This is a genomic window from Actinospica sp. (genome assembly GCF_035552695.1).
In the GTDB taxonomy this organism is placed as follows: Bacteria; Actinomycetota; Actinomycetes; order Streptomycetales; family Catenulisporaceae; genus Actinospica.
Map to the genome: position 1 here is coordinate 108,327 of NZ_DASZKT010000029.1, position 20,511 is coordinate 128,837.

Annotated in this window: 16 protein-coding genes and 1 pseudogene; 4 read left to right on the plus strand and 13 right to left on the minus strand. The window is 71.8% G+C overall.

Annotation, left to right across the window (positions count from 1 at the left end; translation table 11 throughout):
* Window positions 1-161 precede the first annotated feature (161 nt).
* Entirely contained in the window at window positions 162-2,297 is a 2,136-nt protein-coding gene (locus VG296_RS05175) for an alpha-galactosidase (protein WP_325563606.1), read from the minus strand.
* A 116-nt stretch (window positions 2,298-2,413) separates the two neighbouring features.
* On the opposite strand from VG296_RS05175, the gene VG296_RS05180 reads away from it, so the two are divergent.
* Window positions 2,414-3,400, plus strand: coding sequence for a hypothetical protein (locus VG296_RS05180; RefSeq protein WP_325563608.1), 987 nt, complete (start codon window positions 2,414-2,416; stop codon window positions 3,398-3,400).
* A 51-nt stretch (window positions 3,401-3,451) separates the two neighbouring features.
* On the opposite strand, the gene VG296_RS05185 is transcribed toward VG296_RS05180, so the two are convergent.
* From VG296_RS05185 to VG296_RS05215, 7 genes are all read right to left on the minus strand, one after another.
* Complete coding sequence (locus VG296_RS05185; protein ID WP_414641052.1) at window positions 3,452-4,015, minus strand: MerR family transcriptional regulator; 564 nt, start codon at window positions 4,013-4,015, stop codon at window positions 3,452-3,454.
* 303 nt (window positions 4,016-4,318) lie between these two features.
* The gene (locus VG296_RS05190; protein WP_325563612.1) at window positions 4,319-4,783 is read right to left on the minus strand and encodes a bifunctional nuclease family protein; all 465 of its coding nucleotides are present in this window, start codon (window positions 4,781-4,783) and stop codon (window positions 4,319-4,321) included.
* Window positions 4,784-4,793: 10 nt separating this feature from the next.
* A complete protein-coding gene (locus tag VG296_RS05195; protein ID WP_325563614.1) occupies window positions 4,794-5,594 on the minus strand; it encodes a MerR family DNA-binding transcriptional regulator in 801 nt (266 codons plus the stop codon).
* Window positions 5,595-5,596: 2 nt separating this feature from the next.
* On the minus strand, window positions 5,597-6,106 hold the full coding sequence (locus VG296_RS05200; protein WP_325563615.1) for an FHA domain-containing protein: 510 nt from the start codon (window positions 6,104-6,106) through the stop codon (window positions 5,597-5,599).
* Window positions 6,107-6,371: 265 nt separating this feature from the next.
* Window positions 6,372-6,755, minus strand: a complete 384-nt coding sequence (gcvH, locus tag VG296_RS05205) for a glycine cleavage system protein GcvH (protein ID WP_325563617.1) — start codon at window positions 6,753-6,755, stop codon at window positions 6,372-6,374.
* Window positions 6,756-6,910: 155 nt separating this feature from the next.
* Window positions 6,911-9,406: a mannose-1-phosphate guanyltransferase gene (locus VG296_RS05210; protein ID WP_349259462.1), complete on the minus strand. Its 2,496-nt coding sequence runs from the start codon at window positions 9,404-9,406 to the stop codon at window positions 6,911-6,913.
* Between the two features lie 148 nt (window positions 9,407-9,554).
* The gene (locus VG296_RS05215; RefSeq protein WP_325563621.1) at window positions 9,555-10,157 is read right to left on the minus strand and encodes a CDP-alcohol phosphatidyltransferase family protein; all 603 of its coding nucleotides are present in this window, start codon (window positions 10,155-10,157) and stop codon (window positions 9,555-9,557) included.
* Between the two features lie 232 nt (window positions 10,158-10,389).
* Between VG296_RS05215 and VG296_RS05220 the strand changes: the two genes are divergently transcribed.
* Entirely contained in the window at window positions 10,390-11,346 is a 957-nt protein-coding gene (locus tag VG296_RS05220) for an aldose 1-epimerase family protein (RefSeq protein ID WP_325563623.1), read from the plus strand.
* A gap of 264 nt (window positions 11,347-11,610) precedes the next feature.
* The gene (locus VG296_RS05225) at window positions 11,611-12,147 is read left to right on the plus strand and encodes a MarR family winged helix-turn-helix transcriptional regulator (protein WP_325563625.1); all 537 of its coding nucleotides are present in this window, start codon (window positions 11,611-11,613) and stop codon (window positions 12,145-12,147) included.
* Between the two features lie 266 nt (window positions 12,148-12,413).
* Here VG296_RS05225 and VG296_RS05230 read toward each other — a convergent pair whose 3' ends face one another.
* The gene (locus VG296_RS05230; protein WP_325563627.1) at window positions 12,414-13,982 is read right to left on the minus strand and encodes a hypothetical protein; all 1,569 of its coding nucleotides are present in this window, start codon (window positions 13,980-13,982) and stop codon (window positions 12,414-12,416) included.
* 360 nt (window positions 13,983-14,342) lie between these two features.
* Here VG296_RS05230 and VG296_RS05235 point away from each other — a divergent pair.
* A pseudogene (locus tag VG296_RS05235) lies at window positions 14,343-14,675 on the plus strand (RNA polymerase-binding protein RbpA); the annotation flags it as partial.
* A 909-nt stretch (window positions 14,676-15,584) separates the two neighbouring features.
* Here VG296_RS05235 and VG296_RS05240 read toward each other — a convergent pair.
* From VG296_RS05240 to VG296_RS05255, 4 genes are all read right to left on the minus strand, one after another.
* Window positions 15,585-16,385: a polyprenol monophosphomannose synthase gene (locus VG296_RS05240; RefSeq protein WP_325563629.1), complete on the minus strand. Its 801-nt coding sequence runs from the start codon at window positions 16,383-16,385 to the stop codon at window positions 15,585-15,587.
* Window positions 16,382-18,190, minus strand: a complete 1,809-nt coding sequence (gene lnt / locus VG296_RS05245; protein ID WP_325563631.1) for an apolipoprotein N-acyltransferase — start codon at window positions 18,188-18,190, stop codon at window positions 16,382-16,384. Before lnt ends, VG296_RS05240 begins: the two co-directional genes overlap by 4 nt.
* A 153-nt stretch (window positions 18,191-18,343) precedes the next feature.
* Window positions 18,344-20,023: an amidohydrolase gene (locus VG296_RS05250; protein WP_325563633.1), complete on the minus strand. Its 1,680-nt coding sequence runs from the start codon at window positions 20,021-20,023 to the stop codon at window positions 18,344-18,346.
* 20 nt (window positions 20,024-20,043) lie between these two features.
* Window positions 20,044-20,493, minus strand: coding sequence for an Lrp/AsnC family transcriptional regulator (locus VG296_RS05255; protein WP_325563635.1), 450 nt, complete (start codon window positions 20,491-20,493; stop codon window positions 20,044-20,046).
* Window positions 20,494-20,511: the final 18 nt, after the last annotated feature.

The following is a 20,511-nucleotide window of genomic DNA, read 5'->3' on the forward strand; positions in this document are numbered from 1 at the left end:
AACACGAGGCGGACCACACCCGCCCGTAGTCGATGTGGCCCCGCTTCGTCAGCGCGATCCGCTTCACAGATCTTTCATATCAGCCGGTCGGAGCATGGTCAATGAATTCCGGCGGAACACCAGATTCCGCCGCGAATCCATACCGGACGATGGTCCGCGCTTTACTCAGAAACCCGCCGGAGATGGAAAATCCCGGCCGCGTAGTCCCCGGACAGGCCCGTGGCCAGGCCGTGCTGCCGCAGCAGTGCGCCGGAGTATTCGAACCCTGTTTCCAAATCCCGGTAACGGGCCGCCGGATCGAGCGCCGCGAGCCGCAGCGGGCCCGGCGCCGCCGCGAAGGCCTGCGCGCCGAGCCAGGCGAGCACGACGGTCTCGTCGCCGCGCACGAACTGCACCGCCGTGAGGCCCTCGCCCGGCGGGCGCAGCCGGTAGAGCTCGCCGTGCTGCACCACGTGCCGCAGCTTCTTGTACCGGGCCACCCACCCGCGCGCCTCGTCGAGCTCCGCGTCGCTCCACTCGACCAGGTTGCCGCCGAGGCCGAGCAGCCCGGCCATCGAGCTCACGAAACGGAATTTGAGCGGCGTCACGCGGCCGGTCACGACGTTCGGGCTGTCGGTGACCCAGGCCGAGGCGACGCGCGCCGGGTGCAGCTGACTCAGTCCGTGCTGGATGCGCAGCCGGTCCAGCGGATCGGTGTTGTCGGAGACCCACACCATGTCGGTGCGCGCGAGCACGCCGAGGTCGATCCGCCCGCCACCCGCCGAGCAGGACTCGAACGCGACCGTCGGGTGCGCGGCCCGCAGCCGGTCGAGCAGTCCGTAGAACCCGTACACGTGCTCGAGCCCGAGCCGCTCCGGGTACGGTTCGCCGGGCCAGCCGGGCTCGGCGAAGCTGCGGTTGAAGTCCCACTTCACATAGTCGATCGGGGCCGAGCCGAGCAGCGTGTCGAGCTGGCCGAAGAGGTACTCGCGCACCTCGGGCAGGCCGAGGTTGAGCACGAGCTGATTGCGCCACTGCGTGCGCCTGCGGCCCGGATAGTGCTGCGCCCACTCGGGATGCGCGCGGTAGAGGTCGCTGTCCGGGTTGACCATCTCCGGCTCGACCCAGATGCCGAACTGCATGCCGAGGCCGTTCACGTGCTCGGCCAGCGGGCGCAGGCCGCCCGGGAACTGCTCGGGCGACGGGGTCCAGTCGCCGAGCCCGGCGCGGTCGTCGCGGCGTGCGCCGAACCAGCCGTCGTCGAGCACGAACAGTTCGACGCCGAGGTCCGCGGCCCGGTCGGCGAGCTTGCGCTGGCTCGACTCCGAGACGTCGAAGTGCGTGGCCTCCCAGGAGTTGTAGAGCACCGGGCGCAGCTGCTCCGCCTTCGGTATCACGCAGGCGAGCTGGTACGCGTGCCAGGCGCGGCTGGCCCCGCCGAAGCCGTCCCCGGTGTAGAGCGCCGCGAAGACGGGGCTCTCGTACGACGCGCCGGGCGCCAGCTCGATCAGGCCCGACTCGTCCCCGCCCGCGCCTCCGGTCACCTGCACGCGCCCCATCGGCAGCAACTGCACCGTGAAGCGCCAGTTGCCGGACCAGGCGAGCGCGCCCGTCCAGACCTGGCCCCGCTCCTCGGTCGCCGAACCGTCGTCGAGCGCGAACCAGGGCAGGTGGTTGTGCGACGTGTGGCCGTGCCGGGAGCCGTAGACGTGCTCCCCGTGCATCAGCGTGCCACGCTCGAGCTGCGACTCACCGACGAAGCGTCCGTGCAACTCGGAGAGCCGCCACTGATCGCGCAACGGAAGCGTCCAGGCCGCGGCGTCGGCACGGAGCAGCTCGACCGGTTCCGCGGCATCGGCGGCGCAGGCGATGGTGGCCCAGCGTTCCAGCAGGTCGAATTCGGCACGCAGCCGGTAGTGCAGCGTGATCTCCAGCGAGAGCAGCGCGTCCACGAAGCGCAGGTGCAGCTCGGCGTCGGACCCGGACACAGACCCGGACAATTCCTCGTCGCAGCCCGCGAACGTCCACTCGGTGCCGCGCACGACCGCGTCCGCGGTACGGCCGCGGACCGAGAGCGCGGGGCGGGCGAAGCGCAGGCCGCCCTCGACCGGGTACTCCTCGAAACCGTCGGCGGCCCCCTCGAACGCGTGCGCGTGCGGCTCCGGCGCGCCGGCCAGCTCGGCGGCGTCGGCGAGTGAGATCCGCGGACCCCAGTGCAGGTTGACCAGCCCGTCGTCCGAGGTCAGGCCGATCGCGTAGCTGGAGCGGGCTCCGGAAAGCAGCCAGTAGCGGCCCGACCCGCCGGTCTCGATCGGCATGGTGCTCCTCATCCAGGTCATGTTCACGTAAACACCAGCAGCTTACGAGAAGTGGATAGGCTGCCGCCAGCGATCGGCGCGGGTTGGACGGCCCGGCCCGGACCGGAGAGGACGAAGTGACAGTGGTGGACACCGGGACGAGGTTCCAGCGGCAGCCGCTGATCGGAGCCGGCGGCGACCTCGTCGCGGACGTCGAGGCCTGGCTGGGGTCCGAGCCCCTGCGCGTCCTCGTGACGGAGTTCGGCGGCGACCCGGCCGCGTTCACCCGCCCCGAGCTCCCCCTCGCGGCCCGCCTCGCCGCCCTCGACACGTTCACCGAACTCTGGGACACCCGCCGCGGCCTCGAACGGAACCTCGCGACCGAACTGGGCCTGAGCGAGACCCGGCAGAGCCGCGTCATTGACGCCGCGAACGCCCTCGGCCTGCGCGGAGACCCGCCGCGTCACCGGCACTACGACCACATGCTGATGCTCGGCGGCCTCGTCCGCGCCTGCGTCGCCCGCCCCTCGTACGCCGCGCACGTCATCCGCGAACGCGAGATAACCGCGGGCGAGGTCACCACGCTCGGCGCCCACCGCCCGTTCGTCGGCAACGAATTCGAGCAGGCCGCGGAACTCGGCTGGGGCGACCTCACCGAGGAATACGAGGCCCTCGACGCCGGAACCCGCCGCGCCTTCGACCTCGGCGACCCGGAATTCGAGGAGGGCGAACGCTTCGAGGACATAGGCGGCACCTGGGGCGTCAAGCACTACCGCACCGCCGACGGCCTCCCGGTCCGCGTCGTCGCCGCCCCCTCCGCGGAACCGGCGACCAGAAGGGCGAATACGGCGGATTCGTACAAATTCTTCGCCGAACACGTCGCCAACCTCAAGCCCGGCGAGCGCCTCCTGCTGATCAGCACCGCGATCTACGTGCTCCCCCAGCACGTGGCCGCACTTCGAATCCTCGCACTTCCGTACGGCGTAGAGGTCGACACCGTCGGCGGCAAGCCCACCAACCGCCCCAGGCTCCCGCTGTCCCACTACTCCGCGACCAAGTACCTGCTCGAGGTCCGCAGCACCGTCCGCGCCCTGGCCCACCTCGTCTCCGCACTGGAGCGGTAGGCACCGCTTCAGCTTTCTGACACGCACCCTCAGCGGCGCTCGCGGTCCCGCTCAGCCCGCGCGAAATCGGCGGCGCTCGGCGAGTTCGTCGACCACGCCGGGGGGAAGGACGGCGCGCGGGACCTCGACCTCGTCGGAGGTCGGCTCCTCGCCGGGGAGTTGGCGGAGCACTTCCTCGATCTCGGTGCAGACGGCGCCGACGGAGATGCCGAAGACGCCCTGGCCGCCCTCGAGCAGCTCCATGACCTCGTTGGGGGATGAGCATTCGAAGATGGCGGCGCCGTCGCTCATCAGGGTGATGCCCGACAGTTCGGCGGCGGCGCGGGTTCCCAGGTGGCCCGCGGCGGCACGGATGTTGTGCAGGGAGACGCCCGCGTCGAGCAGCCGCTTGACGATCTTCAGGATGACGACGTCGCGGAAGCTGTAGAGGCCGGGTCCGCTGCCCGCCCGCAGCGTGGGGCCGGCGAGGCCGGTGCGCGCCCAGTAGTCCAGCTGACGGTACGTGATACCGGCCGCCGCGCAGGCCACCGTGCCGCGGTAGCCGAACGGCGCGCGCGCCGCGGGGGCAGGCTCGCGCCCGGCGGTCTCGTCGCTCCGCGTGCCCACACCCACCACCTCTCCACCGGCTTCAGCGGCCGCGCGCCCGGGAACCCCGGGCCGCGTGACGTCCGCCGATCCCACCCGTCGGGCCGTCGAGGGCCCGCTCACGATGCACGTGCCGAACCCACCTCAGCTTGATCCTGTCCCGTCGACGGCGTGTCCAATCCCCACCGGCGCGGCCGACCGGCCGAACCGGTGACGGGACCACGCGAATGCAACGACGCTACGCATGCGGCGTACGCCCCGTCAACGACCGCCGCGCGCGGAAATCCGCCAAGCCCGCACCGCCCGGCGAACGCGTCCCGCGCACGTGCCGCCTCAGGACTCGAAGTCCTCCGGCGAGACCTGGTCCAAGAACTCGCGGAACCGCTCGACCTCGTCCTCCTGGTCGTCCGGCAGCAGGATCCCCGCCTCGGCGAGCACCGGCTCGGCCGCGAAGATCTTCGCTCCGCAGCGCAGCGCCAGCGCGATGCCGTCCGAGGACCGCGAGGAGACCGTCACCCCGCCGTCGAACAGCAGCTCCGCGAAGAAGGTGCCGCCGCGCAGCGAGGTGATGTGCACCGCGGTCAGCCGGCGGCCCAGCGCCTTGAGCGTGTCCCGGAACAGGTCGTGGGTGAGCGGACGCGGTGGCTGCGCCCCTTCCAGGGCGGCGGCGATCGCCTGCGCCTCCGACTGCCCCACCCAGATCGGCAGGTACCGCTCCCCGGAACTCTCCCGCAACAACACGATCGGGAGATTCGAGGGCAGTTCGACGCGCACTCCAACGACATCGAGCTCGTTCACGGTCACTAGCCTAGTCGTCCAGCAGCGCGGCGCGAAGCAGGGCTGCCTCCAGGCGGACGATCGCGGCCGCGGTCTGAGCGGTCACCGAGCGGGAGGAGCCGGCCTTCGCGGCCTTGACCAGCGCGGCCGTTCGGTCGGCGGCCACCGCCACCGGACGCAGGTGCCGCGGCTCGATTCCGTAGCCGAGCAGCTCGGCCGCGGCCCGGGCGACGAGCAGGTCGGCGCCGGAGGCCGGATCGCGGCCGCTGATCAGGCCGTGCGCGGCGAGCTCGTCCAGCCACTCCTCGGCGAGCCCGGCCGCGCGCGCCAGGCCCTCGCGGCCGAGCGCGACCTCGCCGAGCTCGGGGGTGAAGTACTCGGGTTCGGGCCAGCGGGCGGCCCGGCGCCGTGCGGGGTTCGGCAGGCCTACGGACGCGGGCTCCTCGTCGAGCGGCTGTGCCACCGGTGACGCGGCCGACGCGGCGGGAGCGGGAACCGCCGCGGGCGCGGATGTGCGCGCCGGGGCCTCGGCGCGGGCGCTCGCCGCGGCGGGCAGCCGCGTATCAGGATTCCTCGTATCAGGATTCGTCGTCCGCGGCGGTTCGGGGGCGCGCTGCGGCGGCGGCCCGGCCAGCGCGTTGCGCACCGCGTCCAGGTCCCGCTCGGTGTACCGGCGGAAGCCCGACTCCGTGCGCTCGGGAACGACCAGGCCGTGCTGCTCCAGCGCCCGCAGGGTCTCCGGGCGGATCCCGGGGAACTCGGCGGACAGCCTGGCCACCGCCTCCCCGATGGTCATCGAGGTGCGGCCGCGCGTGCCGCCCGCCGGGGCCACGGCTAGCCGCGACCGGCGTGGAAGACGAGCCGGTACTTTCCGACCTGCACCTCGTCGCCGTCCGCGAGCAGCACTTCCTCGATCCGCTCGCGGTTGACGTAGGTGCCGTTGAGCGAGCCGACGTCGCGCACCAGGAAGCCCTGCGCCGTCCGGGTCACCTCGGCGTGCCGCCGGGACACCGTGACGTCGTCCAGGAAGATCTCGCTGTCCGGCGAGCGGCCCGCCGTGGTGACCTCCTGGTCCAGCGGGAAGCGGCTGCCGGCGTTGGGGCCGCGGCGCACCACCAGCGCGGCGACCCCGGGCTCCTCCTGGTACGCGGGCACCTCGCCGGTCTCGTCGGTCGGCTCGGTCAGGCCCAGCGCGCCGAAGGCCATCGTCGAGGTGACCTCGGTCGCCGGCAGACCGCCGAGCAGCGGGTTGCCGCAGTTCGAGCAGAACCGGCTGCCCGGCAGGTTGGAGTGCCCGCAGCGCGTGCACAGCGAGGCGTCAGCCGCGCCTTCCGACGGTGGCATCGAATCGACCTCCTGTCGCGATCGGGACGCTTCCCGGCCCGCACGGCCCGGATCCGCCTTGGACTGTTGATGTCTTGCGTCTGAATACTCGGTTCTCTGCTGACAACGCATCGAAACCTAGAGGCACGCGCCGGGCCCGGTCAACCGACACGACGATGCCGGGCCGGGCACGCACGGGCCGGTGCGGCGCGGGTGCGCCGGAAGGTTCCCGGCACCCGCGTGACGAACGCCTCACCGCGCCGACCGCCGACCGCCGCGTCCCCGGTCAGCCCGCGGTGCTCGCCGTGTACGCCGCGGCGTCGAGCAGGCCGGCCACCGACTCCCCCTCGGCCAGCTCGACCTCGAAGATCCAGCCCTCGCCGTACGGGTCCGAGTTCACCAGCTCGGGGTTGGCGTCGAGCGCGCCGTTGACCTCGGTGACCGTGCCGCTGATCGGCGCGTAGAGGTCGCTGACCGACTTGGTGGACTCGAGTTCGCCGCACGGGCTGCCCGACTCGATCTTCGCGCCCACCTCCGGCAGCGTGACGAAGACGATGTCGCCGAGCGAATCCTGCGCGAAGTCGGTGATGCCGACGCGCACGACCGGCCCGGTGCCGCGCACCCACTCGTGCTCGGCCGTGTACTTGAGGTCCTCAGGAGTCGTAGTCACGGCTCTTCCATCGCTCTCTTCGTCGATAACCGCTGCGGAACGCACCAGCCGTGCCGCGAATGCTTGTGGCGTGTGGAACGGTGGGCTACGGGGACCCTATCGGACCCCCGCCGCACCGCTCCACACGCCACTCGCCGTACGCCGCCGCCGCGCGCTCAGCCCGCCGGGCGTTCGACCACTTCGGCCCACTTGCCGAGCAGTTGGTCGGCCTGCTCCGGCTCCGGCGCCTCGGCCCACAGATGGGTGACGGCCTCGGCCGGGTCTGGCAGCACGAGGGTCCAGCGGCCGTCCGGCTCGACGATCCGCACCCCGTCCGTCGTGTCGACCTCGCGGCCCTCCGCGGCCTCGACGACCGTGCGCATCACCATGCCCTTGGCGGCCCACGGCGTGGGCACGTCCATCCGGCGCACGTGCGCGTGCGGTATGCGCGCGTCGATCTGGGAGAGCGTCATATGGGTGCGGGAGACCAGGCCGAGCAGCCGGGTGAAGGTGGCGATGCCGTCCAGCGCGCTGTGGAACTCGGGCACCACGAAGCCGCCGCGGCCGTCCCCGCCGAAGATCGTCTCGCGCGCCGAGCAGGCCAGGGTGAGCTGGTCGGGGGCGGTGGAGACCCAGCTGATGGCGACGCCGTGGAAGCCGGCGACGCGCTCGGCCACCCGCGTGGTGGTCACCGGCAGCGCGATCTTCCCGCCGCGCCGTTCCGCGGCGACCAGGTCGAGGAGCATCAGCAGCGCGCGGTCCTCGTCGACCCGGGCGCCGGTGTCGTCCACCAGCCAGATCCGCTCGCCGACCGGGTCGAAGCGCACGCCGAAGGCCGCCTCGGAGGAGGCCACCAGCGCGCCGAGCCGGCGCAGCGCCGTGTGCCGTTCGCCGGGCGACTCGGTCGGGTGCGCCTCGTCGATGCCGAGGTTGACGGTGTACGCCTCGACGCCGATCCGGCCGAGCAGCGAGGGCAGCACCAGGCCGGCCGCGCCGCCGCCGACGTCCACCACGATCTTGAGGTCGGCCTCCGGCACTCCCGAGATGTCGACCCGGGACAGCAGTTCCTGCGTGTAGCTCTCGAAGATGCGCGAGGGCGTGTTCAGGTCGCCGATCTCGCCGGGGAAGGCGCGCCGGTACTCGCCGCGCGAATAGACCCGGTCCAGCTTGCGCTGCGCGCCCGGCGAGAGGTCGGCTCCGGTCGAGTCGAGGAACGCGATGTCCACCGAGTCGGGCACGCCGGGAGTCGTGCGGATCACGACGCCCCCGGCCGCGCCGTGCGCCGTCTGCAGCCGCGCGACCGGCGTCGGCACGCTTTCCAGGTCGCGTACGTTGAGCGCGCTTGAGCTGAGCGCCGCGATGATCGCGCGTTTCAGCGCACGCGCCGCGCGGGAGCCGTCACGGGCGCAGATGACGGTGTCGCCCTTCTTCAGAGTCGTCGCATAAGCCCCCGCGAGCCGGACCGCGAGCTCGGGAGTGATCTCGACGTTCATCACGCCGCTGATGCCGCGCGGGCCGAACAGCGACCGGGAGCTGCGCTGCTCCCAGATCACGTCGCTGTGCACCACCGCGCCGGCTTCGACGGTCTTGAAGGGGTAGACGCGCACACCGCCGGTGAGGACGGACTCCTCCTCGATCAGGCACTCGTCGCCGACCACGACGCCGTCCTCGATCCGGACGGCCCGCATCACGTCGGTGTTCTTGCCGATCACGCAGCCGCGCAGGTTCGCCTGCGGGCCGATATAGACGTTGCCGTGGATGACCGCGCGGTGCAGGAAGGCGCCGGACTTGACGACCGCGTTGGAGCCGATGACGGTGTGCTCGCGCAGTTCGACGCCCGCCTCGATCTTCGAGTACGGGCCGATGTAGCACGGGCCCTTGAGAATGGCCGCCGGGTCGATCTCGGCGCCCTCGGCCACGAACACGCCGGGCGCGGTCTCGAAGCCGTCGATCTCGGTGTCCACCCTGCCGGTGAGCACGTCCGCCTGGGCCTTCACATAGGACTCGTGCGTACCGACGTCCTCCCAGTAGCCCTCCGCCACGTAGCCGTACACCGGCTTGCCCTCGGCGAGCAGCCGCGGGAAGACCTCGCTGGACCAGTCCACCGACGTGTTGGACGGGACGTAGTCGAAGACCTCCGGCTCCATCACGTAGATGCCGGTGTTGACGGTGTCCGAGAAGACCTGGCCCCAGGTCGGCTTCTCCAGGAAGCGCTCGACGTGGCCCTCGTCGTCGATGATGGTGATTCCAAACTCGACGGGGTCGGGAACCCGGGTCAGGCACACCGTGACGAGCGCGCCCTTCTCCTTGTGGAACGCGATCAGGGCGCCGAGGTCGAAGTCGGTCAGCGCGTCGCCGGAGATCACCAGGAAGCTGTCGTCGGCCAGCCGGTCCTCGGCGTTCTTCACCGAGCCCGCGGTGCCCAGGGGCACCTCCTCGTTGGCGTAGTACAGCTCCATGCCCAGTTCCTCGCCGTCGCCGAAGTAGTTGCGCACCAGCGAGGCGAGGAACTGGACGGTGACCACGACCTCCGTCAGGCCGTGTTTTCGGAGCAACCGCAGCACGTGCTCCATGATCGGGCGGTTGGCAACCGGCAGCAGCGGTTTGGGCATCGACGAGGTCATCGGACGCAGGCGAGTGCCTTCGCCTCCGGCCATCACGACGGCTTTCACGGGTATCGCTCCCAGGGTCAGGCGGGGACTCGGGACATCCATGGACTCGGGGCGCGGCCGCCCCCGCCTCGGGTAGACGCCGCGCGCCTTACCCCGTGCCCGCTGAGCCCGAACCTAACCGAAACGCCGCGATGAACTCACGTGGAACTCAGCCGTTCGCGGGGGCCCGCAGCACCTGCCTGACCTGGAGCACGTACAGTCCGGCGGCCAGCCAGTAGAGCGCCGTGCCCCAGATGGCGAAGGCCCAGCCGATCGCGCCTGCGAGGTCGTTGAGCGGGTCGTGGCCGTCGCCGAGCAGCAGCAGCGGGAAGGCGTAGAGCAGGTTGAAGGTGGCGGCCTTGCCCATGAAGTGGACCGGCGGCGGGCCGTAGCCGTGCCGCCTGAGGACGGTGAGCGGGATGCCCATCAGAAGGTCGCGGCCGACCAGGATGACCACCAGCCAGATCGGGATGATGTCCCGCCAGGCCAGGCCGACGAGCGTGGCCAGGATGTAGAGGCGGTCGGCCGCCGGGTCGAGCAGCGTGCCGATCCGGCTCGTCTGGTTGTAGGCGCGGGCGATCTTGCCGTCGAGGTAGTCGGTCAGCCCGGCCAGGATCAGCACCAGGATCGCCCAGCCGTCCAGCCGCGGACCGTGGAAGGCCGGGCGCAGGATGAGCCAGAGGAAGAGCGGCACGCCGAGCAGTCGCAGCACGCTGAGGGCGTTCGGGATGGTCCACACCCGATCGCGCGGGGCGGACGGCGGAGCGCTCATGGCAGCACAGCTTAGCCGAGGGGGAAGTCGCGGCCGTCGGCCGCCGTGCCCGCCGCGGCGCTACCGTCTTTCCCCGCAATTCGGCAAAGAATTGCCCAAATCGTGCGGAACGCGCCTTCCGGGCCGGCGCACCCGGCCCTAGCGTGAGAAGCAGCAGCCGTCCGACCGTGTGGTGCTTATCCCCCTTGACGCCACACGGCTAGGGCGGCTGTCGCGATTAAAGTGTCCACTTGTGAACGACGTGAACATGCAGCAGGCTCCGGCCCCGACGGGCCGTCAGTTCGAGATCCGGGGCGGCGGCTACCGCGCGGTGGCCACCGAGGTGGGCGCGGGCCTGCGGGTGCTCGAATATCAGGCGGAAGGCGACGTCAGGCCGCTGATCGCGGGCTATCAGGAGCGCGAGCCGGCCGCGCACGGCGCGGGTCAGCTCCTGCTGCCGTGGGCGAACCGGGTCGCCGGGGGCAGGTACACCTTCGACGGGCAGCCGCGGCAGCTCGACATCACGGAACCGGCCACCGGCAACGCGATCCACGGACTGACCCGGTGGGTGCCGTGGCGGTGCGCCGGGCACACCGCGGACAGCGTGCGCCTCGAGCTGTCGCTATTCCCCCATCCGGGTTACCCGCATACCCTCGAACTGAGCGTCGAGTACCGCGTAGGAACCGATGGACTCGCTGTAGACATCTGTGCGAGAAACACTGGCGTACATCCTGCTCCGTACGGCTTCGGGGCGCACCCCTATATCACGCCGGGAGTGCAACCCGCGGAAGGACGCGCCGATGAATGGACACTGCATCTGCCCGCCGAGCGCTATCTCGCGGTCGACGAGCGGATGATTCCGCGCGGCGGTTTCGATGTGGATTCGAGCCCTTACGATTTCCGCAAGCCGCGCGCCCTCGGGGGAACCGCTCTCGACACCGCGTTCGGCGGTCTGCAACGGGAATTGGACGGTATCGGTCGCATTAGACTGAGCGCTCCGGGTGGGAACGCCGTCACTCTGTGGTTGGGACGCGGCCTGGAGTGGGTCCAGGTGTTCACAGGCGACGCGCTGGCCGGAGGCGCACGGCGCGCGGCCGTGGCGATCGAGCCGATGAGCGCGCCCCCGGACGCGTTCAACTCCGGCACAGATCTGAAGCGTCTGGAACGGGGTGACACGGTGACTCACCGTTGGGGGATCCAAGTCAGCTGACGACCCGTCAGTTATAATGCGCCGCCGCCTATCTTGCCGCCTGACGTGATCTCACGACGACTGATGTACAGGCCTGCAGAAAAGTCCATCAGCGTTTTTTCTGACAGTGGTTCCGGGTTGCTCCATTCGGGTTTATCATGGCCTGGAGAGGCCCGCCGACGGCGCGGACGCGCCCTCCCCGCGCGCTGCGCCTCAGCGCCCTGCGACCCTCGGCGGCCGCCGGGCGGGGCCGCGAAACAGGATGCGAAGGGGTCACACGCAACAATGAGCACAGCTACGAAGAACCAGGCCTTGCTGCCCACGGGTGGGCGCTCGGCCCGCCGGGCCCGCCAGGTGGCAGAGGCCGAGGCGGTGCGCGCCCAGGAGGCCGCGTACCGCCCGAAGGACGGCTACACCTCCTGGCTGCTCACCCGGTGCAACCGGGAGCTCGGCCGGCACGTGGACCGGGTGCTGGACGAGGTCGACCTGACGGAGGCGCAGTACGGCGTCCTGCAGGCGCTGGTGCACCTCAAGAGCGCCTCGTCCGCCACGCTGGCCCGGTCGGTCGCGGTCACGCCGCAGGCGATGGTCGGACTGGTCGCGGCGCTCGAGCGCAAGGGTTACATCACCCGCACCTCGCACCCCGGCGGCGGCCGGGTGATCACCACCACGGTCACCCAGCTCGGCCAGGATGCGTACGACACCGCGAAGAAGCGCGTGCGTGCGCTGGAGCGCTCCGTTCGCAAGGCGCTGACCGAGGAAGAGTTCTCGGCCATTGTCGACCACCTGGAGAAGCTCAGCAATGCGCTGAGCGAACTCTGACAGCTCTTCTCGGGACGCGCACACCCACCGCGAACCGCTCTTCACCCACCCCCGTCAGGCCATCAGCCCGACGGGGGCTTTTTCGTTTCGGCTAGGTTCCGGGCGGTCGCCGTGGGACTTAAGCGGTCAAGTCGAGGACGGTCGTCGGGCACGCGGCACGGCGTCGTGGCCGTGCTGCGTGCCCGCCGGGGATCGGCGGGCCACGCTGACGAGAGAACTCCGTTGAGGTTTCCGCTGCGCGCCGGAGCCGGGCCGAACAAGCCGGGTCAGAACTCGGCGCGCTCCGGCGGCAGCAGGTGCCGCAGCTCGTTGCGCACGCGGCGTTCGACGACTGCGAGATGGAGGTTCGCGTCCTCGTCGCCGAAGTAGTCCTCGCCGACCTCCGCGCCGACGGCCGCGCGCGGGTCGAAGCGGGCGCCGGCGTCGAGCTCGGTGCCGTGCTGGGCGGCCTTGCGGGCCACGGCGCCGTAGTGTCGGCGCACGAGCGGGTCGGTGACGGTGCGCCAGACTCCTGCCGGGGCGACGAGAATCCGCCCGGGGGTACGGCGCGCGGCGCGGGCCGCGGAGGCCGCCGCGCTCTCCCAGCCCCAGGGGCCGAGCCGGTCGGCGAGGCGGTAGCGGTTGGCCACCGATGGAAGCACGTAGCCGTACAGCTCCACCTGAAGCAGCCCGTTGCCCGCCGTCGCGCCGACGAACACGGTGACGGTCAGTCCGGCCGCGCCGCGCGCGATGCGGACCCTGCGGAACCTGCGCGCGGAGCTGTGGCCGCGCGCGGGAGACGCGGGGGCGGGCAGCAGGCGCACCGGGAGTTCGGCGTCGCCGCGGGTGGCGAGCGCGGGCCCGGCGGCGACCGGGTAGTCGTCCACGAGCACCAGCGCGGGGCCGCCCGGGTCGAGCGGGCCGAGGCCGTCGGCCAGGGCCTCGCAGGCGCGGTCCAGCAGGTCCTCGGTGTCGAACGGCGCCGAGCGGGACGCGGCCGGGCCGAGGTCGATCAGCCATCTGCGACGCAGCGCCTGCCGCCCGGCGCCGAGGAAGGGCTCACCGGTGGCGGCCAGCGGCGGGCGGACGTTCTGCGCCCCGGCCAGCCGGGCGCCGAGCACGCCGAGCGCCTGCTGGGCCCAGGCCGGCTCCGCGGAGAGCCAGCGGCTCGGCGTGTAGTGGCCGGGCGAGAGCCGGTCGGCGATCGTCGCGCGGGCGGCGAGCTCCTCGGCGAAGACCGCGATCCAGCAGCCGAGACCGGCGGCGGCCGGGGCGACGAGCCTGCGCAGCCGGTCGTAGCCCGTGGTCGGCGCGGAGATGTGCAGCGCGGAACGCAGCCCGAAGGGGTCCGCGTGGGTCAAGGCCAGGGCGGCGAGCACGACGCCGACGGCCACCAGCGCGAAGAGCGCGGCCTGGGCACCCGCGCGGGGACGCTCGCCGCGGGCGGAGTCGGCGTATTCGGCGCGGGAGCGGCGGCCGGCACTCGTCTCGGACGGCCGCAGCGCGCGCACCGCGAGCACGGTCGCGGCGAGCCAGGCCAGGAAGCACGGGACGGACCAGCCGCCGAGCGCCCAGGCCGCCACGACCACCGCGAGGATCGCGCCGTCGCGGTACAGCCTGCGGGACCGGGCGGCCACCGCATGCCGCACCACGGTCGTCAGGTCCACGCCCTCGGCCAGCGGCGGCTGCCGGTCCTCGCGCACCAGCAGGTGCCGGATCAGCGCGCGGCCGTAGCCCTCGTCCAGGTGCGCCGCCGTGCAGAGATAACGCGTGGCGTCCTCGTCCAGCGCAGACTCAGGCCGCCTGGGCCCCGGGACGCGCCCGACCTGTGCCACCACACCGGTCGAAACTCCCACCCTACGAACTGCCTTCCGAAATCGGCCTCGCCGACACCGGCGAGAGCCGGACTTTACCATGCGGAGTCACCCGAAACGCCGCCTGTGACGGCGCCCGGACGCCGATCGGCGAAGCTTTGGCCAAGGCTTTGCCGGGGCCTCACCCGTCCGAGTAGTCCACCCCGTGACATCAAGGGCGATTCGAATGATTTTTTTCGGGTATGCCGCTTTCGCTCCCACCTGGGGGGCGCGGGAACATTGCGGCGCCTTTGGGCGTTGGCCCCAGTGGATACGGGAGGTGGCTTCAGCGGTGATCAGCCTCCGGAGAAGTCGGCAAGGGATCAAGGACACGGCAGTACGCGGCCGAGGAGGCAGTGGGGAATGAGCGAGCGGGCATTGCGCGGCACCCGGCTGGGTGCCACCAGCTACGAGACGGACAGCGGCATAGACCTGGCCCCGCGGCAGGACGTGGAGTACGCCTGCCCGAGCGGCCACCGTTTCCGGATGCCCTTCTCGGTGGAGGCCGAGGTCCCGATGGTCTGGGAGTGCCGCGTGTGCGGTGCCCAGGCGCTGCGGGTAGGCGGCGTCGCCGAAGAGGACAAGCCGGGCAAGCCGGTCAGGACGCACTGGGACATGCTGCTCGAGCGGCGGAGCATCCCGGAGCTCGAGGAGGTGCTCGCGGAGCGCCTCGAGGTGCTGCGGCACGGCGGCATCGGCGGTCGCGGCCTGCGCGCGGCGCGGCACAACCCGCCGGTGAACCTGGCGACCGGCGCCCCGGCGCCGGGCGAGAAGGCGAAGGACGCGGCGGCCGGCGCGAAGGCCTCCGCGGCCCCGAGGGCGACGGCCTCCAGCGCGGCGAAGAAGTCCACGGCCGCGAAGAAGGCGCCCGCCAAGAAGACCACCGCGGGCACCGCCCCGGCGAAGAAGACCACGGCGAGCAAGCCGGCCCCGGCGACCAAGACGACCGACAAGCCGGTCAAGAAGACGGTGGCGAAGAAGCCCTCCGCCAAGTAGCGCTAGCGAGCGGGTAGGCCGAGGGCGGCAGCTCTCGACGGCCAAGTGCTCGGACAGGCGACGGCCTGCGGTGCTTCCAGCGGACCGAGCGCGACTGCTCTCAGCACGCCCCGCACAGCGGCAGCCGGACACGCGAGTGCCGATGCCGTACTTCCAGCGGACCGAAGGCGCTGGATCCCAGCACGCCCCACACAACGGCAGCCGTACATGGCGGCCGAAGAAACACTTCCAGCGGACCGAGGACGTTGGCTCTCAGCACGCCCCGCACAGCGGCAGCCGGACACGCGACGGCGAAGCAGGATTTCCAGCGGACCGAAGGCGCTGGTTCTCAGCACGCCCCACACAACGGCAGCCGTACGTGGCGGCCGAAGAAACACTTCCAGCGGACCGAGGACGTTGGCTCTCAGCACGCCCCGCACGGCGGTGGCCGGACACGCGACGGCGAAGCAGGACTTCCAACGGGCTACGGCCGAGCGGGCCCACTCCGCTCCGCCGCGCGCCGCCGGGAACGCCCGGGGCGCGCACGCACACCTCGAGCACGATCATTCTCAGGCCGCGGCGGCTTCGGCGCCGCGGCCTTCGCTGCTTCGCCCGCCGGGCGGGACCGGCTCAGCTCTCCAGCTGCTTCTTCCGCTTGCCGGTCAGTGTCGCCCAGCGGTCCTCGAGGCCCCAGGCCGTGGCGCGGAACAGCGATTCGTACATGATGCTCTTGTTCATCTTCGACACGCCGATCTCGCGCTCGACGAAGGTGATCGGCACCTCGACGATCTTCATGCCGAGGTTGTTCACCCGGCGGGTGAGGTCGGTCTGGAAGATGTAGCCGCCGGACTGCACCGTGTCCAGGCCGATGCGCTCGAGCGTGCCGCGGCGGAAGATCCGGTAACCCGCGGTCACGTCGCGCACCTTCATGCCCATGACCAGGTGGATGTAGGTGTTGCCGCCGCGGGAGAGGAACTGGCGGAACAGCGGCCAGTTGACGATCTTCCCGCCCTTGACGTAGCGCGATCCGATGACCAGGTCGGCGTTGTTCTCCTCGAGCGCCGCGAACATCCGGGGCAGGTCCTCGGGGCGGTGCGAGCCGTCCGCGTCCATCTCGATCAGCAGCTGGTAGCCGTGCTCGAGACCCCACTTGAAGCCGGCGATGTACGCCGCGCCGAGGCCCTGCTTGCCGGCGCGGTGCATCACCTGGATCCGCTCGTCCTTGGCGGCCAGCTTGTCGGCGAGCTCGCCGGTTCCGTCGGGGCTGTTGTCGTCCGCGACCAGGATGTGCACCTGCGGGTTGTGCTCGTGCACCCGCGTGACGATGCGCTCGAGGTTGTCCACCTCGTTGTAGGTCGGGATGATGATGAGGACCGGGGAGAGCGCGTCGGCTTCCGGCGCGGACTCGGCCGGGCTGTTCGACTCGGTCACGGGTGGGCCTTCCTTGCATTCGAAACGGTGACTGAAGAAGCTGACGAATCAACGGGCGCGGGCAGCGAGCTTACCGCCTTCACGGAGGCTTCATCCGCCTGAGCGCCGGAGTTGGACACGGTCGTTACCGCACCGTCGCACACGTTCTCGTGCACGTCCGACGCCGCAGGTTCCGCGGCGGTTACGAAGGCCGCCTCGAGCCGCTTGCGGCGACGGCCCGCGGCGGCCGCCCACGCCCAGGCGAGCAGGCCGAGGCCCATCATCACCCATTCGGGAGCGGCGCCGAGCCGGAGCGCGAGGGTCTGCCCGGTGCGCGGCGTCACCTCGGCGGAGACTACGGCCGGGGTGAACTGCCGGGTCTCCGCGACGACGTGCCCGGAGGCGTCGATGTACCCGGAGATGCCGCTGGTCGCCGCGACCATCACCGGACGCCCGGTCTCCACCGCGCGCAGCTGGGTGATGGCCATCTGCTCGGCGGGCTGGTCGGTCCAGCCGTAGGTGGCGTTGTTGGTCTGCACCACGAGCACGCCGCCGTCGCCCTGCACCGAGGAGCGGACCATGTCGTCGTACGCGACCTCGAAGCAGATGACCGTGGCGATCTTCACGCCGCCGACCGTCAGCACCCCGGGTGTGGTGCCGGGGACGAAGTCACGGGGCACCAGCTTCATCTCGGAGAAGTACTTGGTCAGCTCGGCACGCCACGGGATGTACTCGCCGAAGGGGACGAGGTGCCGCTTGGCGTACGTGGCGCCGGGCCCGGTGTTCGGGTCCCAGACGATCCCGAGCTCCTTCGCCTTGTCCGCGCCGACGTCCACGACCGCGCCGACCAGCGTCTGCACGCCGATCGCCGCCACCGCGTTGCTGACGATCGCGTTGGCCTCGGCGTTGGCGTACGGGTCGACGTCGTCCGAGTCCTCCGGCCAGAAGAGCGCGACCGGCTGCTTGGCCTTGCCCGCCGCGATCTGCTGCGCGTACTCCTCGGTGACCCTCGCATGGTTGTCGAGTACCGCGAAGGCCTGGCCGTATGCGTCGAGGCCGGTGCGCGGCACGTCGCCCTGGACCGCCGCGAGCTCGACCGGCTTGCCCGCCGTGGTCTGGATCGGCACGAGGCTGCCGACGATCGGCAGCACCAGCGCGGCGCCGAGCCAGCCGAGCGAGCCGCGCCAGCCGATCGCGCCGGCCCAGCCGACACGAGGCCGGTCGAGCCGCTGCTGACGCGCTTTGAGCAGGCGCAGCACCAGTGCGGCGAGCACCGTGCCGACCAGCGCGGTCGCGAAGCTGAGCAGCGGAGCGCCGCCGAGCGCGACGATCTTGGTGAGCGGCGTCTGCGTCTGGCTGAAGGCGAGGCGCCCCCAGGAGAATCCGCCGAGCGGCCAGCGGTCGCGGAAGAACTCCTCGCCGACCCACAGCAGGGCCTGCCAGAACGCGGCGAAGCGCAGCCGGGAGACCGACGCCACGGCCGCGCCGAGCGGCACGAAATAGAGCGCCTCGACGAAGCCGAGGGCGACCATCGCGTCCACGCCGATCACGTCGACCCAGCGGAAGATCGTGTAGCAGAAGGCCAGGCCGAACCAGAACCCGGCCCACCCCGCGGCGGCCCACGGGCGCCTCTGCCCGCGCATGACCCGGCCCGCGTACGCGGCGCGCACCGCGAGGGTGAAGCCGGCCACGGTCAGCGGGGCCAGCCACCACCATCCGATCGGCGCGAAGGCCAGGTAGAGCAGACCACCGGAGGCGAACGCACCGAGGTGCGGCAGCCAAGCGCGGCCCGGCCGGGGGCGACGGGGGCGCCAGAGGTGTGCCACGGATGGCCCTTCCGCTTCGCTCGGACAACGACAATCGCGCGACGACGTGAGCAGGCCGTCCGTCACATCATCGCGCACCGGTACGGACGAAGCGGCCCGCGGACCCGGTTCCCTGCGCATTCCCACGCACTTCTTATCGTGCGCCGAGGTTTCTCATCCAGCGAGCAGATCGTGCGCCGCGTGCCCGCGCACGGCGGTGCGCAGGCAGGTCGGCGTCGGCTCGCCCGGCGTGAGGTCGGGCAGACCGGGCACGCCGGCGCGCTCGTCCGTGGACCACGCCGCGACCCGTGCGTCGGGAGTCTGAACGACCAGGTCACCCGCCTGCCAAACAGCGTACGTGGCGGCGAGGCCGGGAGCCAGTACTCCCTGCTCGTCTCCGGGCACACCAGGGGCGCCGGGCCGCAGCGCGCGCCAGCCGCCGCGGGTGTGCGCGGCGAACGCGGCGCGCACGGTGATCCGCGAGGCGAGGGTGCGGTGGAACGCGGCGGCGCGCACGGCCTCCCACGGCCCGAGCGGGGTCACCGGGGAATCGGAGCCGAACGCGAGCACGACCCCGGCCGCGCCGTACGCCGCGAGGGGATTCATGCTCTCCGCCCGCTCCCAGCCCAGCCGACGCACGTACATGCCGTCGGGCCCGCCCCAGGCCGCGTCGAAGCCGGGTTGCGCGCTGACCACGACGCCGTACCCGGCCAGCTTCTCGATCACCTTGTGGTCGGCCATCTCGGCGTGCTCGGCTCGCACCGACAGTGCTCTGATCCGTCCCTCCCCCACCGCGGCGGCGGCGCGGTCGAGGCCGTCGACGAGCAGGTCCATGGCGCGGTCGCCGATCACGTGGAAGCCCGGCTGCACCCCGGCCTCGGCGCATGCCGCGAGGAATCCGGCGATCTGCTCGCTCTCCAGGTAGTTGTGGCCGCCGTGCGACGGATCGCCGGTCTCCACGGCGTCGGCGTACGGGTCGCGCAACGCGGCCGTGCGCGAACCGATCGCGCCGTCGATGAAAAGGTCGCCGCCCGCACCGACCCCGCCGAGTTCCAGCGCCTTGAGCGGATCGGCCGACTCGCCCCAGTACCCGAAGACGTACGGGCCCGGCTCGGCGGCGGCGAGATTCAGCAGGCCGGTGAAATCCGCCTCGCCGGAGATCTGCGGACCGCCGCATTCGTGCATCGCCCCGATGCCCAGCTCGGCGGCCCGCGCCCGCGCGGCCCGCTGCGCCGCGACGCGCTGCGCGTCGGTGATCCGCGCGAACGCGGCGCTGCGAACCAGGTGATGCGCATCCTGGGCGACCAGGCCGGAACCGCGGAATCCCGCCGCTTCGGCGGCCTCCGGCGCGGCGGCCAGCAGCGCGGAGGAGACGGCGGCGGAGTGCACGTCGACCCGCGACAGATAGACCTCGCGGCCGCCCGCGGCCCGGTCCAGTTCCACGGCGGTCGGCGGGATCGCGTCGGCCCAGGCGGTCTCGTCCCAGCCGGTGCCGAGCACGACCGCGTCCGGCGGCAGCGTGCGCGCGTACGCCGCGACCCGGTCCAGCAGGTCGGTGCCCGAGGTCGAGGCGGCCAGATCGAGGCCGGTCAGCGCGAGCCCGGTGGAGGTGGCGTGCACATGGGAGTCCGTGAACGCCGGGGTCACCAGCGCGCCGTTCAGGTCGATCACCGCGTCCGCCGCGTCCGCGTGCAGGTCGGCGCCGTCCTCCGAGCCGATCCACGCGACGGTCTCGCCGACCGTCAGCATCGCGGTGGCGTAGGGCTCGGCCGGGTTGTACACGGCGCCGCCGCGGAGCAGGACTGTCGGCTCTGCCGAGCGTCGCTCGGCGGGGCTGTTCGCGGAACTGGTCACCCGGTCAAGCCTAGCCGCGGTCAGTCCTGCGGAAGCTCGGGGGTGCGGCCGTCGAAGGGGGTGGAGAGCACGATCGTGGTGCGGGTGGAGACGTTCGCGGCGGAGCGGATGCGGGCGAGCAGACCCTCCAGGTCGGCGGGCGTGGCGACGCGGATCTTCAGGATGTAGTTCTCGTCGCCGGCGACGGAGTGGCAGGACTCGATCTCGGACAGGCCGGCGAGCCGCTCGGGGACGTCGTCCGGGGCGGCCGGATCGAAGGGCTTGACCGAGACGAACGCGGTCAGCGGCAGGCCGAGCGCCTCGACGTCGACCATGGCCCGGTAGCCCTTGATGATGCCGCGCTGCTCGAGCCGGCGGACCCGCTGGTGAGCCGCGGACGTGGAAAGGCCGGTGGCCTTGCCCACGTCCGTGTAGCTCATCCGCCCGTCCTCCAGCAGCAGCTTCACGATCTGCACGTCGATGTCCTCCACGGGACAAAGGTAGCCTTC

Excerpts from the sequence above, each read along its gene's own strand:
- VG296_RS05215 (WP_325563621.1), bottom strand. The coding sequence starts at position 10,157 with ATGAGCGCTCCGCCGTCCGCCCCGCGCGATCGGGTGTGGACCATCCCG.
- VG296_RS05225 (WP_325563625.1), top strand. The coding sequence starts at position 11,611 with ATGAGCACAGCTACGAAGAACCAGGCCTTGCTGCCCACGGGTGGGCGC.
- VG296_RS05175 (WP_325563606.1), bottom strand. The coding sequence starts at position 2,297 with ATGCCGATCGAGACCGGCGGGTCGGGCCGCTACTGGCTGCTTTCCGGA.
- VG296_RS05200 (WP_325563615.1), bottom strand. The coding sequence starts at position 6,106 with ATGCCACCGTCGGAAGGCGCGGCTGACGCCTCGCTGTGCACGCGCTGC.